The sequence below is a fragment of the Stenotrophomonas sp. YJH_SMC_135 genome, assembly GCF_059372355.1.
Genome location: NZ_JCAFVN010000002.1, coordinates 61,995 through 76,663, shown reverse-complemented (window position 1 = coordinate 76,663; position 14,669 = coordinate 61,995). Strand labels below are relative to the sequence as shown.

Genomic DNA, 14,669 nt, shown 5'->3' with positions numbered 1-14,669 from the left:
CGCTTGACCGGCTCGCCTGCGCGCAGCGCCCGGGCGTGGAGCGGCTACACTGTGGGTACGAGGTCGCCTACAAGAGAGCGATCCACTCCAATCAAGCCCATACAAGATACATTATTGTATGGACTTGTGCATCTGCACGTATGGAAAAACTGACCGATGACGCCACCTGCCGCCGGCCGCCGCCTGAAACACCCCAATCGCACCTGGGTTCGCCCCTTCCGCGAGGGCGCTGGCCCGCTGTACCTGCAGATCGCCCAGCAGGTGCGCGAGGCAGTGGATGACGGCGTGCTGCGTCCGGGCGACCGGCTGCCGCCGCAGCGCGACCTGGCCCAGCAGGTGGGCGTGGACCTGACCACGGTCACCCGGGCCTTTGCCGAGCTGCGCCAGGCTGGCCTGCTGGATGCGCAAGGCGCCGGCGGCACCTTCATCGCGCTGTCGGCCGGCAACCGCAGCACCTCGGTGGACCTGAGCATGAACATCCCGCCGCTGCTGGGCAGCGCGCCGTTCGCACAGGGCATGGAGGCCGGTTTCCAGCACGTGGGCCAGCAGCTGGGCCAGGGCGAACTGATGAGCTACCACGTCGGCGCCGGCACCCGCGAGGACCGCGCCGCCGCCGTGCAGTGGCTGTCACCGGTGCTGGGCACGGTGGGTGCCGACCAGGTGGTGATCTGCCCCGGCGCGCAGACCGCACTGTGCGCACTGATCCTGGCCCGCACCCAGCCGGGCGAGCTGATCGCCGCCGAGCAGCTGACCTACCCGGGCCTGCTGGCCGCCACGCGCGTGCTGCAGCGGGGTGTGGTGCCAGTGGCGATGGACGCCGAAGGCATGCTGCCCGAAGCGCTGGAAGAGGCCTGCCAGCTACGCCGCCCGCGCCTGCTGTACCTGGTACCGACCATCCAGAACCCGACCACGGCGACGATGTCGGCGCAACGCCGGCAGGCCCTGCTGGCGGTTGCCAAGCGCCACGATCTGACCGTGATCGAAGACGATCCCTACTGGTTGCTGGCCGGGGACGCCGCACCGCCGCTGGCCGCCCACCGCGACGCCGGCTGCCCGGTGTATTACATCTCCACCCTGTCCAAGTGCCTGGCACCGGGCCTGCGCACCGCCTACCTGGTGGTGCCGGGCGGCGAACCGATGGAACCGGTGCTGGACGCCCTGCGTGCGATCGCGCTGATGCCGACCCAGTCAATGGTGGCGGTGGCGTCGCAGTGGATCCGCAGCGGCCAGGCCCAGGACATGGTGCAGCGCTTCCAGCAGGAGCTGCGCGAGCGCCAGGCGATTGCCGCGCAGTACCTGCCGTCCCGCGCGCGGGCGCACCCGGCCGGCCTGCACGTATGGCTGCCGCTACCGCCGCGGCTGGACCAGTACCGGCTGATCCAGGCCGCACAGGAACAGGGGCTGGGCATCGCCAGCTCGGACGCCTTCAGCGTGGAGGAACCGCCACCGGGCAACGCCATCCGCCTGTCGCTGGGCGGCGCAGTTGACCAGGATGCGCTGGCCGGGGCGCTGGCCAAACTGAACGAGATCCTGTCTGAGGCCCCCGGGGCCCGGCACAACGCCATCGTCTGAACCGGGCGCATGGCGCCTCATCCATACAAGATGATATTTTGTATGCAATGTATGGATGAAGGGACGTGCGTCGATGCGCGCCGAGAGACTGAAGTTCCACCTGGTAATGGCCGGCTGTGGTGGCTTTGTGGTGTTGATGCTGGCCGCGCTGGCCTGGGTCTGCCTGCAGCCGCAGACCGTGGATGTGCAGGCCGCCGAGCGCCACGCCATCGAGCAATGCGTGCAGCGCAGCGAGGATCCGTCGCGTAGCGAGATCCAGCGTCGCGCGCAGGCCGACTCCTGCCGCGAGATGCGCAAGCAGTACGTGCACAAGTTCGGCGGGGACGCGTCCTGATGGGCGCAGCCGCGCCGCGCCGCCGCTGGCTGCTGCCGACGATGATCGCCCTCGCCTGCCTGTTCATGGCCGGCGTGGCGGCTGCGCTGTGGCAGTACTTCGGCTACAGCGCGCAGTCGACGTTCACCGAACAGGCCATCGTCTTCGACGACTCGCAGCTGCGCCTGCCGTCCGATCTGGCCGGTGATACCGGCCGCATCCGCGTGGTGCACTTCTGGGACCCGGCGTGTGCCGTCTGCAACCGCGAAACCGGCGCACACCTGAGCTACCTGATCAGCATGTACCGCCGCGCCGGCATCGACTTCTATGCGATCCGCCGCCCCGGTACCCAGGGCGAACTGCCTGAGCCGCTGCGCAACAAGGTGATCAACCTGCCGACCATCGACGGCATCGAACACATCCCGGCCAGCCCTGCCGTGGCGATCTGGGACCGGCAGGGCCACCTCGCCTATGCCGGCCCGTACAGCATCGGCATGGTCTGCAACTCGGCCAACAGCTTCGTCGAACCACTGCTGGACAGACTGGTGCGCGGCGAAACCGTGCGCCCGAAAGGACTGCTTGCCGTGGGCTGCTACTGCCCCTGGCAGGCCAAGCGCTGAGGACGCGCAATGACACCACTGACGCTGGCCGCTGTGGCCGCCACAAGCAACAACGGCGGTCACCTGTCCGAACCGACCGATGGTTATGGACAGGCTCCCGCCGTTGGAAGCAACGATACGCCCCGACATGCTCCGTACATGCCGCGACCGGATGTCGCAGCCCGCGAATGGGTGCAGGACGTGCTCGCGCACAACGGGCCGATCTATCTGCGCATCGTCAATTCGCTGGAGCGCACGGTGCGTCGCGGTGGTCTTGCACCAGGACAACGCCTGCCCTCGCAGCGCGCGTTGGCGCAGCAGCTCGGCGTCGACCTGACCACGGTAACGCGGGCGTTCGACGAAGCGCGCAAGCGCGGCCTGATCGAGGCGCGCGGGCCACAAGGCAGTTTCATCGCACCACCCAAGGCCGGCTTCGACCAGGTGGTGGACCTGAGCATGAACGTGCCGCCGGTGCCCGATGCCGATGCGCTGGCCGAAACCCTGCGCCGCGGTGCCGCCGCCGTGCTTGCGCGCAGCAACGCGCCGAACCTGATGACCTACCACCTGGGCGGCGGCAATCCCACCGACCGCCACGCGGCAGCGCGCTGGCTGCAACCGATGCTGGGCGCGGTGGAGGATGCCAGCCTGTTGCTGACCGAAGGCGCGCAGGTGGCGCTTGCCGCGATCCTGGTCAGCCAGGGCCGCGACGATGATGCGATCCTCTGCGATGCGCTGGTCTATCCGGGCCTGCTGCAGGCCGCCGCCGCACTGGGCCGGCGGCTGCTGCCGGTGGACAGCGACGAACACGGCATGTGCCCCGATGCGCTGGCCCGGCTGGCACGCGAAAGCGGCGCGCGGTTGGTCTATCTCAACCCCACCTGCCAGAACCCGACCGCGCTGACCCTGCCGCTGCAGCGGCGCGAAGCGCTGGCGCGTGTTCTGGAGAGGGAAGGCCTGCTGGCGATCGAAGACGATCCTTACTGGCACCTCGCCGAGGATGCACCGACACCGCTGGCGGCGCTGGCACCGCGCCATGTGTTCTTCGTGGCGACGCTGTCGAAGGTGATCAGCCCCGGCCTGCGCACTGCGTTCGTGCAGTGCCCAAGCGCTGCGCACGCCGAGTCGATGACGGCTGCATTGCGGGCGACGCGGTTGATGGGTCATCCGCTGGTCTCGGCGTTGGCCAGCCAGCTGCTGCTGGATGGTTCGGCGCAATCGCTGCTGGCGCAGGTGCGCAGCGAAGCGCACGAGCGCATGCGCATGGCGCGCTACCTGCTGGCGCCTTCGCTGCTGCTGCGCGCCGAAGGCCTGCATGCCTGGTGCCGGGTACCAGCGCCATGGACTGACGCCACCCTGGTGCGTACCGCACAGCTGCAGGGGCTGGCGATCGCGCCATCTTCGGCGTTCTGTCCGCCGGGGGTGCAGCATCAGAACGGCGTGCGGCTGTCGCTGGGGCTGGCGGCCGATCGCCGGCAGCTGGAGAGCGCGTTGCGGCGGATTGACCGGTTGTTGTTGTCGGACGCGTTGCCGGCGATCGAGCGGTAGCCCTGGAATGGGATGTGCCGACCAACGGTCGGCACCCACCCGACCGGTAGTGCCGGCCGCTGGCCGGCGGAAGATTCCTCAGCACGGTTGGAATGTGCCAACCAACAGTTGGCACCCACCCGACCGGTAGCGCCGGCCGCTGGCCGGCGGAAGATTCCCCGGCACGGTTGGAATGTGCCAACCAAGGTTGGCACCCACCAAAGCAGGGTCAGGCCAAGGCGGAGAGGGCCTTCACCAGCGCATCCATCTGCTGCGGCCGGGTGAACACCGACGGCGTCACCCGCACGCAGGCGCCGGAGTCCAAGCCGTCGCGATGGGTGGTGAACACGCGATGCTCATCCAACAGGCGCTTCTGCAGCGCGATGTTGTCAGCCACGCTGGTGCGCCCGCGCAGGCGGAAGCTGGCCAATGCACTCGCCAACGCCGGATCCGGCGAAGACAGCACTTCGATGTGCGCCATCTGCCGCGCCGGCAGCGTCCAGCGCTCGCGCAGGTAACGCAGGCGCGCCTGCTTGTTGTCCGCACCGATGCGCTGGTGCAGGGCAATCGCCTCCGGAAGTGCCAGGTAAGCGGCGAAGTTGACCGTGCCGGTGTGTACGCGGCTGCCCACGCGGCCGTCGTCGGTCTCGCCCATGTACGGGTCGAGGTCCGCAACGCGGCCCCTGCGCACGTACATCGCGCCGACACCGACCGGTGCGCCGATCCACTTGTGCAGGTTGATGCCGACGAAATCGGCCTTGAGCTGCGGCACCGCGTAGTCGATCTGGCCGAACCCGTGCGCCGCATCGACGATCACGTCGATACCGCCTGCGCGTGCACGCTCGGCGATCTCGGCCACCGGCAGCACCAGCCCATGGCGATGGCTGACCTGGGTCAGCAGCACCAGCTTCAGGCGTGGCAGCCGCGCGAACGCGGCCTCGTAGGCCTGCAGGATCTGCGCATGGTCGGGCACCACCGGCAGCGCGATGCGCTCGACCTGCACGCCACGGCGCTGCTGCAGCCAACGCATCGCACCGATCATGCTGTCGTAGTCGATGTCGGCGTACAGCACCTGGTCGCCGGGCCGCAGGCGGTTGTAGCCACCGATCAGCGCCAGCATCGCTTCGGTGGCGCCACGGGTCAGTGCGATCTCGTCGGCGCCCACGCCCAGCAGTTCGGCCACCTGCCGCTGCACCGCCATGTACTGCGCCGGGAACTCATGACGGCCGTACCAGGCGTTACCACGGTTCACCTCGGCGGTGTGGCGCTGGTAGCTGGCCAGCGTCTCACGGCCCATCGCGCCCCAGTAGCCGTTCTCCAGGTGGTTCACTTCATCGGTGATGTCGAAGTGGCTGGCCACGGCGGCCCAGTAGCCTTCATCGCGGGCCAGCGCGTCCGGCGCTACGGTCGTTGCGGGAATCTGCATGGGCGCAGCGTAACCCGCGGCCGCCATGGCGGGCAGTGAAGACAGCGCAGCTGCAGCCGGCAGCAGTGCACCGGCACGCAACAGGACGCGGCGGTTGCGGTCCATCAGAAGCTCAGCCGGTACTGTGCGTACAGGTTGGCACCGTCGGTGTCGTACGGCGCGTTGCGCGAGTAGACCAGGCCGCGACTGGCCTGGAAGGTGGCTTCGTCCGGATAGCGGTCGAACACGTTGTCGGCACCCACGCGCAGGCTGTGATGTTCGTTGATGCGATAGCCGACGGCCAGGTCGAGGAAGCTCATCGCACCGAAACGCTGGTAGATATCGCCCACCGCATTGCCGCTGGAATCGGTCCAGGCACCGTAGTAGCGCATGCGCGCCATCAGCGACCAGGCACCGATGTCCCAGCTGCCGGTCAGGCTGCCCTTGTGCTCGGGCAGGCGGTCTTCAAACAGCACGCGCTGGGTCTCATTGGTGGCCACCGAGGTGCTGCCGTTGTCCACGCGGGTGCGGTTGTAGTTGTAGGCCAGGGTCAGCGTCATGCGGCCCGCGCCGAGGTCGCGCAGGTAGTTGCCGACCACGTCCACGCCGGTGGTGGTGGTGTCGAAGTCGTTGGTGAAGTAGTTCACCGAGGTATAGCCCAGCGGATTGGGCGTACCGGCCGGAATGGCGAAACTGGCCGACTGGCTGAAGCGGTCGGTGAGCTTGATCTGGTAGACATCCACCGAGCCGGACAGGCCCAGGTCGGTGCGCCAGGTCAGGCCCAGCGATGCGGTACGCGATTCTTCCGGCTTCAACGGCCTGGCACCGAGCAGCTGCGCCAGCGGATCGTTCGGCGACAGGCGGCCGCTGGTGAAGATCTGCAGCGTGCGCGTATCCAACCCCTGGGTGGTGCTGGTGGTGTTGAGCTGCGCCGGCGTCGGCGCGCGGAAGCCGGTGGACACGGTGCCGCGCAGGGCGACGTCCGGGGTGATCGCGAAGCGCGCCGACAGTTTGCCGTCCAGTGTGCTGCCGAAGCTGGAGAAGTCCTCATAGCGGCTGGCTGCACCGATGCTCCAGCGCTCGCCCAGCGGCACTTCCATGTCCACGTAGGCGGCCTTGCTGCGCTGGCTCCACTGCCCGGCCTGGCTGGCCGAGAAGCCCGGCGCGCCATTGGAGTTGGCCTCCAGGCCCGCGGCCGCGCCCGGACCCACCGCGTACGAGGCCGGATCACCGGCGCGCACCTGGTAGGTTTCCTGGCGGAACTCGCCACCGAAGGCGACGTTGATCGGCTTGGACAGCGCAGCCACGTCCCATTCGTAGTTGAAGTCGGCGTTGGCGTTCTTCTCGGTCTGGGTCAGGCGGCCGAGATCGAAGTCGGTCGGGCTGGCCGGACCGAGCGAGGCATTGATCGAGTTCTTCAGGCGATAGTCGATGGCGTTGCGGCCATACGAGGCGCTGACATCCCAGCGCAGCTTCGGCGTGATCTCGCCGCGCAGGCCACCGACCAGCTGCAGGTCGTTCTGCACGTTGCCGTACTGCGGGCTGAAGCCGACCGGATACAGCGAGCGCAGGTTCCAGCCCGGGAAGATGGCGGTGGTGCGGTACGCGCCGGTGGTGGTGTCCGGGTTGCGCCAGTTGAAATCGCTGACGCCATCGCTGTGGCTGTACAGGCCAAAGGCATAGAGCTCCAGCGTATCGCTGGCGTTGGCCTTTACGTTGAAGCCGACGCGGCGGCTTTCCAGTTCCGGCTGGCCCCAGCGCTGCACCGGGTTGGGCACCTCCAGCTCCGGATGCGCGGCCTGGAAGGCGATGGCATCGGGGCGCTGGCGGGTGCGCGAGGTGGCGTCGGAGGTGGACGATTCGGCGAACAGCACCAGGCTGCCATAGTCGCCCAGCGACCAGCCGGTGCGCGCACTGAAATCGCGCGAAGCACCGTCGCCCTGCGCGTACTGCGAGTAGCCGGCGGTGATCTCGCTACCCGGCCCATCCTCCAGGATGATGTTGATGACGCCGGCGATGGCGTCCGAGCCGTACTGCGCCGACGCGCCATCACGCAGCACCTCGATGCGCTTGATCGCGCTGGTTGGAATCTGTGCCAGATCAGCGGCCTGTGCACCACGGTTGCCGAGCAGCGCGCTGCGGTGGAAGCGGCGACCGTTGACCAGCACCAGGGTCTGGTCCGGCGACAGGCCACGCAGCGTGGCCGGACGCACGAACACCTGGCCGTCCGCCATCGGCAGGCGCTGCACCACGAACGACGGCACCAGCTGGGCCAGCACGTCCTTCAGGTCGGTGGATTCGACGGACCTGATGTCTTCCTTGCTGAACACATCCACCGGCGCCAGCGTTTCGAACTGGGTGCGGTTGGACGCGCGGGTACCGGTGACCAGCATCGCGTCGAGCTGGGTGGGCGCGGCGCGGCTGCCGCCGGCGGCATCGACCGCATCGGCCTCCGTTGCGATCGCGCCTCCTGCGCTGGCCATGGAAAGGGCAAGGAGGATGGAACGCGAAAGCTTCGAACGATGCACGGCAGGGCTCCGGGAGGACGCGACAGGGCCAGCACCTGTGCGCACACAACAGGCCTGGACAAGGCGCGCAGTCTCGGCGCGATGTGTGAAGGAGGCATGACGTCAGTACGACAGCTTGATGCGCCAACCAAGGTTGGCCCCTGCCAGGGCTCATCCGTAGATCCACGCCATGCATGGGTGGCAATGCAGACCCACGCCCCATCTCCGCACACAGCGGCTAGCCGTTGGCGTCGTCGCCAAAGCCGAAACGGGCCGGCCGTGCCGTTCGCAGCGGAACGAACATCATGGCAGCGAACACCACCAAGGCGGGGGTGGACATGATCCAGATGCCCCTGTTGCGAATCCCGATCCCCATGAAGTCGACCTGCAGATCGCCGATCCATTGCAGCTGCGTCAGTATCATCACCAGCCCGCCGATAGTCGCGCACGGCAACCCACCGTGACCGGCCCCCAACAACGTCGGTGTCAGAAACCCGCCCAGCAACGCGAAGCCGACACGGTACACCCAGGGGTTGCCGCGCCACCGTGGCGCGCCGAACAACATCAGCAGCATCAGCGCCAGGGTCAACAGACTGGGAAGTACCCAGAGGGCAAGCAGCATTTCGATCATCTCGATCATCGGCCGGGCTCCGCTGGCCTGGCATCCCCCGTCGTCGATCGCATCTCCCTGCCCCCCATCACGTCCATGAAGCACGCATTGTTGCCGGTACGCAGGCAGACGCAAAGCCCGGCAGCGCAAGAACTGCTAAACGCCGCGCCTGCCGATCCGCTACTGTGCCGGCATTGGATGCGGGGAACGGCAGGATGAGCGCGGCAGGCAAGGCGTTGTGGTACATCGAAACCCATGCGGACCAGCCATTGGCGCTGGCCGATATCGCCGCTGCGGCCGGCCTGTCGCCGTTTCATCTGTCACGCCTGTTCCAGGCCCGCACCGGCACCTCGGTGGTGCGCTACCTGCGCGGGCGCCGCCTGAGCGCTGCCGCGCAGCGGTTGGCCAACGGCGCGGGCGACATCCTGCAGGTGGCGCTGGGGGCCGGCTACACCACCCATGCTGCCTTTACCCGTGCCTTCAGCGAACAGTTCGGGCAGACACCGGAACGGGTACGCGAACAGGGCACCGATGGGCTGACGCTGGTGCAGGCGATCCGCCTGGACGAGGCCCCGTCAGCCTGCATTGAAGCCCCGCGGCTGCTCGATACGTCCGCGTTCCAGCTGGCAGGCGTCGGCATGCGGCACACCCGCGACAGCAGCGGCGCGATTCCGGGCCAATGGGCCCAGCTCAACCGCGAGTGGCCGACGCCGGCACCGGTCAGCTTCGGCGTGTGCTGCAACAGTGATGACGATGGTGGCTTCGACTACATTGCGGCACTACCGGCAAGCACGGTGCCGAGCGTGCCTGCGCACTGGCGACGCGTGGACATCCCGGCGCGCCGCTACCTGGTGGCTTGGCACGGCGGACACATCTCGGCCATCCGCTCGACCTGGTTCTGGTTGCTGGATCATTATCTCCCTGCGTCCAACCTGAGCCTTGCCGATGCGCCGGACCTGGAGCGCTACGACGCCCGGTTCGACGAGCACAGCGGCAACGGCGGCGTGGAGATCTGGCTGCCGGTGGAAGAACGTCCCCACTGACAAGGAGTTGAAGATGCGCATGACCGCTGCTGTGCTGGGAGGAATGCTGCTGGCGTTCGCGAGCGTCGGCGCCGCCCGCGAAAGCGGCGTCGCCGGCGAGCGCCACGGCACGACGACGCTGGCCAGCGCCGCCGTGCGCGACGCAGGGCACCGCGACGCGCTGCGCTACACGGCCTGGTATCCGGCACAGGCCGGCAGCCGCGAAAACGCGCTGACCATCGGTCCTCCCGACGCGCCGCTGTTCGACGCCGGCCGGTCGGCCAAGGATGCGCCGGTCGCGGGTGATCGCCTGCCGACCCTGCTGCTCTCGCATGGCAACGGCGGCAGCGCGCGCATGATGGGTTGGCTGGGCACGGCGCTGGCGCGGGCCGGATATCTGGTGATTGCGGTGGATCATCCAGGCAACAACGGCGTTGACACCATGACCCTGCCCGGCAGCCTTCTGACCTGGTTGCGCGCCGATGACCTGCGTGCCGCACTGGCGGCCGTGCAAGCTGATCCGGTGCTGGGCCCGCATGTCGATCCTGAGCGCCTGGGGGTCGCCGGCTTCTCGGCCGGTGGCTACACCGCGCTGCTGGCAGCCGGTGCGCGACCGGACCTGCAGCGATTGCGGGACTTCTGCACCGCACATCCGGATGACGGCGTCTGCCGGCCCCAACACGAGGCGGCAACGCACACGATGGAGGCGCGCGTTGCCGCTGCGGCGTCGCCCGAGCTGTCGCCATGGATGTCCCACGCCAACGACGCACGCGCCATTCCCGGCGTGCGCGCGGTGTTCCTGCTGGCGCCGGCAATCGTGCAGGCCTTTGCGCCCGAGCAGCTCTCCTCGCTGAAACAGCCGGTGTCGATCGTGCTGGGCCAGGCGGACACGGTCGCGCCACCACAGACCAATGGCGAGGCTGCGCGTGCGGTGATTGCGGGCGCTGCACTGCAGGTGCTGCCCGGTGTCGGCCATTACGATTTCCTCGCCGCATGCACCCCGGCCGGACAACAGCGGCTGCAGGACCTGTGCAGCACATCGGTGCCGAAGGCGCAGACCCACGCGCAGGCAGCGGAGGCGGCAATACGGTTCTTCAACCATTCGCTGCGCTAGTGGCCGCCGGGCATCGCCCGGCGCTACAGTGGGCGCGTCCACGGAGAATCGATCATGCGCCTGCTGCACCTCACTCTGCCGGTATCCGACGTCGCTTCCGTGGCCACATATTTCCACGATGTGCTGCAGCAGCGCGTGGTCGGCAACCATGTGCACGTCGGCTGGAGCACCCTCGAACTTCAGCCTGCGGCGGGGCGTCCGGTGGGTGGCGTGCATCTGGCCTTCAACGTGCCGGACAACCGCTTCAGCGAGGCAATGACGTGGTTGCGTGAGCGCACGCCGCTGCAGCGCAATCCGGCGGGGCTGGACTACTTCGCGCTGGAGAGCAGCTGGCAGTCGCAGTCGGTGTACTTCACCGGCCCGGACGGCCTGATCCTTGAACTGATCGGCCGCCGCCGCCTGCCGGCCAGCGCTTGCGAAGGCGTGTTCCATGGCAGCGAGCTGACCTGCCTGAGCGAAGTCGGCCTGCCCAGCCGCGATGTCGAGGCCGTACGCGAACTGTCCAACCAACGTTTCGGCCTGCAGCCGATCAGCCCGGCTTCGCCGCAGTTCGCACCGATGGGCGACGACGAGGGCCTGCTGATCGTGGTCGCGGCCGATCGACGGTGGTTTCCCGAGCAGAAGGACCTGCCCAATGCGCAGGGGCTGTTGCTGCAGGTGGGCGACGTGGCTGGCCCCGGTGTCGTGGAGGACGTTGTGCTCGGCTGGCGGGTACAGGCAGCCTGAACTACCAGCTGCCCGACGCACCACCTCCGCCGCTGCGGCCGCCGCCTCCGGACCAGCTGCTGGAGCTGCTCGCAGACGAACTTGACGACGGGGTGCTGGACGCACTGCGGTGGCCGACGGATGATCTGCGGCTGCCGCGTGCCTTCTCACCGGGCAGCATGGTGAAAATCCAGGCGAAGTACAGCACGACCGTGCCGGCACTCCACCCGATCGTCGCGGCAAGGCGTGCCACCGGGTCGGCGCGATCAATGGCCAGCAGTGCGAAGAGCACGTAGCCAGCGGTCAGCAGCAAGAGCACTGCGAACCTCACCCCGAAGCTGCTGCGGTCCTTGTGCCAGCGCGCGCGGCACGCCTGCACGAGGAAGAACAGCAGCATGGCTACGATGCCTGCCGCCAGGTCCAGCAACGTGTGCAGGGCCAGACTGGGCGGCAACTGGCCACGCAGCAGCATCACCACCAAGAACCCCGAACTGACCCCGAGCATGCCGAGCAGCACCACGCGCACACCTCGGCTGCGGCGCCAGCACCAGCCAAGCAGGCTCGCCACCGGTACGCACAACGCCAATACGATGCAGACCGCTGCCAATGCCTGGCGTGGCGCCCACATAGCCGCCGACAGCAGACCCGCGGCTACCACAGCCGTCACCAGCAGCGGGCGACCCCAGGCCGGCAATCGCTTCGGGCGCGCCTGCGGCGTGGTGACCTCGCGTGGCGCTCCACGCTGGCGCTCGCGGTGCCTGCGTGCGAGGTCGTCCGGCATCCTGGCCGCGGGCGCCGAGGGCGGTGAGCGCCACAGACCCGCAAGGAAGCCGGCCAGCAGCGTCAGTGCAACCACGGAATCCGCGCTGCGCCAATCGGCCGGCAACACGTTGCGCATCGCTGGCGCTTCCCAGGCCGGCAGGTCCTCGCCATCGATCAGCGCGACCACGACCTTCGTTCCATCCAGCAGGCCCTGGTCAAGGTCGCCATCGCGGAAACGCGGCACGATCGCCTTGTCGATGATGCGGGCGGCATAGGCATCTGGAATCGCGCCCTCCAGACCGTAACCGGTCTGGATGCGTACCCGGCGGTCCTGCACGGCCACGAGCAGCAGCACGCCATCGTCAACGCCTTCGCGGCCCAGCTGCCACTGGTCGAACACCCGCTGTGCGTAGGCCTCGATGCCCTCGTCGCCAGCATGGTCGACCACCAGCACCTGCAGCTGCGCGCCGGTGCGTGCCTGCAACTTGAAGGCCTGCGTGCGCAGTATGTCGCGGGTATCCGCCGAAAGTGCGTTGGCGGCGTCCACCACCGGGTCATCCAGCGCAGGGACCGCAGCACCGGCCATCACCACCATCGGCAACAGGCACAACAGCATCAACAGCCATGCCGTGGCCCGGGTGCACGTCGTCCTGCGCAGCATCTTCACGTGCCCTGCCCTGCCTCGATCCGCGCATGCAGCGCCTGCAGCTGCGCGGCCGCCTGATTGAACACCTGCATATCGGCATCGACCAGCGCCGGCCAGTCGGGCGCGTGCCCCAGCAACTGCGCCACCTGCTCGGTCGGCGCACGATCAAAGCCTTCGCCCAGCACCGCGAGATAGCGTTCACGGAACCCTGCCGGGTCGCGTTGATCCTGCACGAACAGCTGCACGGCCAGCAGCCCTGCATAGAGGTAGTTCACCAGATAGTTGGGGTCGTCATACATCAGGCGCTTGCCGATCCAGCCGTTGCGCAGCTGCGGATAGCGCTCCGGGTCCTGCCCGAAGCGCGCCAGCACCCGGCCGGTCAACGCGTCCAGGTCATCGGCGGTACCCAGCGTGTTGTCCGCCACGCCCTCGTAGATCGACTGCTCCAGCTGCGCCTCTTCGGAAGACGTGAACAGCTGCAGCACCATATCGTCCAGCAGTGACTTCAGGTAATAGGCCTTGGCCCGCGGGTCCTCTGCCTGCTGGTACAGCTGGTCGCGGAAGCGCAGTTCGTTGTAGATGGCGAAGGCCTCGGTCAGCCACTGGCTGCCATTGCGCTGCAGCGGCGAGGCATGGCCGCGCTGCATCCACTCACCGTGCATGGCATGACCGGCCTCATGGGCCATCTCGACATCGCTTTCCAGATCACCACGGCGCACGCCAACGAACAGCATTGCCGGCACGCCGGGAGCGCTTACCGAGAACGCGTCCTGGCTGCGGTCACCACGTTCGGTGGCCAGATCCATGCGCCGGTTGGCCGGATCGAGCAGCGCACGCAGCTCACTGACGTATGCCGGCCCCAGGTGCTGCATGGCATCGGCGGCATTGTCGCGCAGCTGCGCCAGCGTCAGTACCGGCGGCATATAGCCGGCATCGGGCAACGTGGTATCCCAGAGCTGCGGCGCATCGATGCCTGAACGCGCGGCGTGGCGCAGCAGCATGTCCTGGTAGGCGCGACGGTCCCGTGCATGGCGTTCGATCGCCTGCAGCGTAGCATCCACCGCCGATGCATCCAGGCCCATGCGCTGGTAGCCCCGCGCCGGTGCAGAACCATCGCCCTGCAGGCGCGCGGCGGCATCGTTCACCTGCACCAGGCCCAGCAGCACCGAGGCCATCGGCTCGCGGCGCGAGTGCAGGCCCTGCCAATAACCCTTCCAGCCCGCTTCCCGCAACGCGCGGTCCTGCTGCTGGGCCAGTGCCTGCTTGTCGTGCCCGGTGTCCCAGTGCCGACCATCACGCTCGATCTGCGGGTACTCGGCACTGCGCAGGATCTGCCCACGCAGCCGTGCGAAACTGTCCAGCGCCGGATCGGCCAGGGCCTCCACGGCCTCATCCAGTGCGGTACTGGCCGGTGCTGCAGCGTCCTTCAGCGCACGCGCGCGCAGGAAGGCATACGGTGCGGCCCACGCCGCGTCTGCGGGCGCTTCGCGCAGCGCCGCGCGGCCGGTGTGGGCGATGCGGCTGCACAGCCCCATCATCTGGTCCAGCGCCTGCGTCGGGCGATGGTCACGGGCATTGCGTGCGGCCTGCAGATGCAGATAGCTGTGATGACGCAGGCACTGCGCCTGCAGTGCCTCGGCCTGATGGAAGCGTTGCGCAGGTGCAAGCGCGGAAGCCTGCTGCAGGGCCTCGACACGCTTGCCCAGCTCGCCGCGCGCGGCCTGTTCGGCTGCCGCACTGGCGAAGTAGGCGCTATCGTCGGCCGGCAGCGACTGCGCCTGGACGCCGGTGAAGGGTGCCATTGCCAGCATGACAGTCATGGTGGCGGTGATGGTGCACATCCTGCGAGCCTGCATCGGCGTCTCCCTGCCTGGATCAGGCTCCGAGCCT

General features: G+C 68.2%; 12 protein-coding genes. 7 read left to right on the top strand and 5 right to left on the bottom strand.

Going from position 1 to position 14,669, the window contains the following annotated elements; genetic code table 11:
• Positions 1-156 precede the first annotated feature (156 nt).
• Genes AC5P98_RS06830 through AC5P98_RS06815 form a run of 4 tightly spaced genes read left to right on the top strand, consistent with a single transcriptional unit; the run spans position 157 to position 4,029 of the window.
• Complete coding sequence (locus AC5P98_RS06830) at positions 157-1,572, top strand: aminotransferase-like domain-containing protein (RefSeq protein WP_049408024.1); 1,416 nt, start codon at positions 157-159, stop codon at positions 1,570-1,572.
• Between the two features lie 55 nt (positions 1,573-1,627).
• Positions 1,628-1,906 (top strand): hypothetical protein, encoded by a 279-nt coding sequence (locus tag AC5P98_RS06825; RefSeq protein ID WP_169411283.1) that lies wholly within the window; start codon positions 1,628-1,630, stop codon positions 1,904-1,906.
• The gene (locus AC5P98_RS06820; RefSeq protein WP_046432980.1) at positions 1,906-2,505 is read left to right on the top strand and encodes a DUF6436 domain-containing protein; all 600 of its coding nucleotides are present in this window, start codon (positions 1,906-1,908) and stop codon (positions 2,503-2,505) included. The genes AC5P98_RS06825 and AC5P98_RS06820 overlap by 1 nt, the downstream gene beginning before the upstream one ends.
• 9 nt (positions 2,506-2,514) lie before the next feature.
• Positions 2,515-4,029 (top strand): aminotransferase-like domain-containing protein, encoded by a 1,515-nt coding sequence (locus tag AC5P98_RS06815; protein WP_049408026.1) that lies wholly within the window; start codon positions 2,515-2,517, stop codon positions 4,027-4,029.
• 208 nt (positions 4,030-4,237) lie between these two features.
• Here the strand turns inward: AC5P98_RS06815 and AC5P98_RS06810 are convergent, their stop codons facing one another.
• The 3 genes from AC5P98_RS06810 to AC5P98_RS06800 all read right to left on the bottom strand — a co-directional run bounded on the left by AC5P98_RS06810 (position 4,238) and on the right by AC5P98_RS06800 (position 8,560).
• Positions 4,238-5,539 (bottom strand): aminotransferase class V-fold PLP-dependent enzyme, encoded by a 1,302-nt coding sequence (locus tag AC5P98_RS06810; protein ID WP_049408028.1) that lies wholly within the window; start codon positions 5,537-5,539, stop codon positions 4,238-4,240.
• Entirely contained in the window at positions 5,539-7,941 is a 2,403-nt protein-coding gene (locus tag AC5P98_RS06805) for a TonB-dependent receptor plug domain-containing protein (protein ID WP_080354590.1), read from the bottom strand. Before AC5P98_RS06805 ends, AC5P98_RS06810 begins: the two co-directional genes overlap by 1 nt.
• 217 nt (positions 7,942-8,158) lie before the next feature.
• On the bottom strand, positions 8,159-8,560 hold the full coding sequence (locus tag AC5P98_RS06800) for a hypothetical protein (protein WP_014648738.1): 402 nt from the start codon (positions 8,558-8,560) through the stop codon (positions 8,159-8,161).
• 185 nt (positions 8,561-8,745) lie between these two features.
• Between AC5P98_RS06800 and AC5P98_RS06795 the strand changes: the two genes are divergently transcribed.
• The 3 genes from AC5P98_RS06795 to AC5P98_RS06785 are packed head-to-tail and all read left to right on the top strand — an operon-like array spanning position 8,746 to position 11,392.
• A complete protein-coding gene (locus tag AC5P98_RS06795; RefSeq protein WP_049408866.1) occupies positions 8,746-9,573 on the top strand; it encodes an AraC family transcriptional regulator in 828 nt (275 codons plus the stop codon).
• Positions 9,574-9,586: 13 nt separating this feature from the next.
• Entirely contained in the window at positions 9,587-10,666 is a 1,080-nt protein-coding gene (locus AC5P98_RS06790; RefSeq protein WP_495229921.1) for an alpha/beta hydrolase family protein, read from the top strand.
• Between the two features lie 54 nt (positions 10,667-10,720).
• Positions 10,721-11,392 (top strand): VOC family protein, encoded by a 672-nt coding sequence (locus AC5P98_RS06785; RefSeq protein ID WP_049408868.1) that lies wholly within the window; start codon positions 10,721-10,723, stop codon positions 11,390-11,392.
• 1 nt (position 11,393) lies between these two features.
• Here AC5P98_RS06785 and AC5P98_RS06780 read toward each other — a convergent pair whose 3' ends face one another.
• Both AC5P98_RS06780 and AC5P98_RS06775 read right to left on the bottom strand, forming a co-directional pair.
• Positions 11,394-12,794: a TPM domain-containing protein gene (locus AC5P98_RS06780; RefSeq protein ID WP_049408869.1), complete on the bottom strand. Its 1,401-nt coding sequence runs from the start codon at positions 12,792-12,794 to the stop codon at positions 11,394-11,396.
• A 2-nt stretch (positions 12,795-12,796) separates the two neighbouring features.
• Positions 12,797-14,635 (bottom strand): M3 family metallopeptidase, encoded by a 1,839-nt coding sequence (locus tag AC5P98_RS06775; RefSeq protein ID WP_495229920.1) that lies wholly within the window; start codon positions 14,633-14,635, stop codon positions 12,797-12,799.
• Positions 14,636-14,669: the final 34 nt, after the last annotated feature.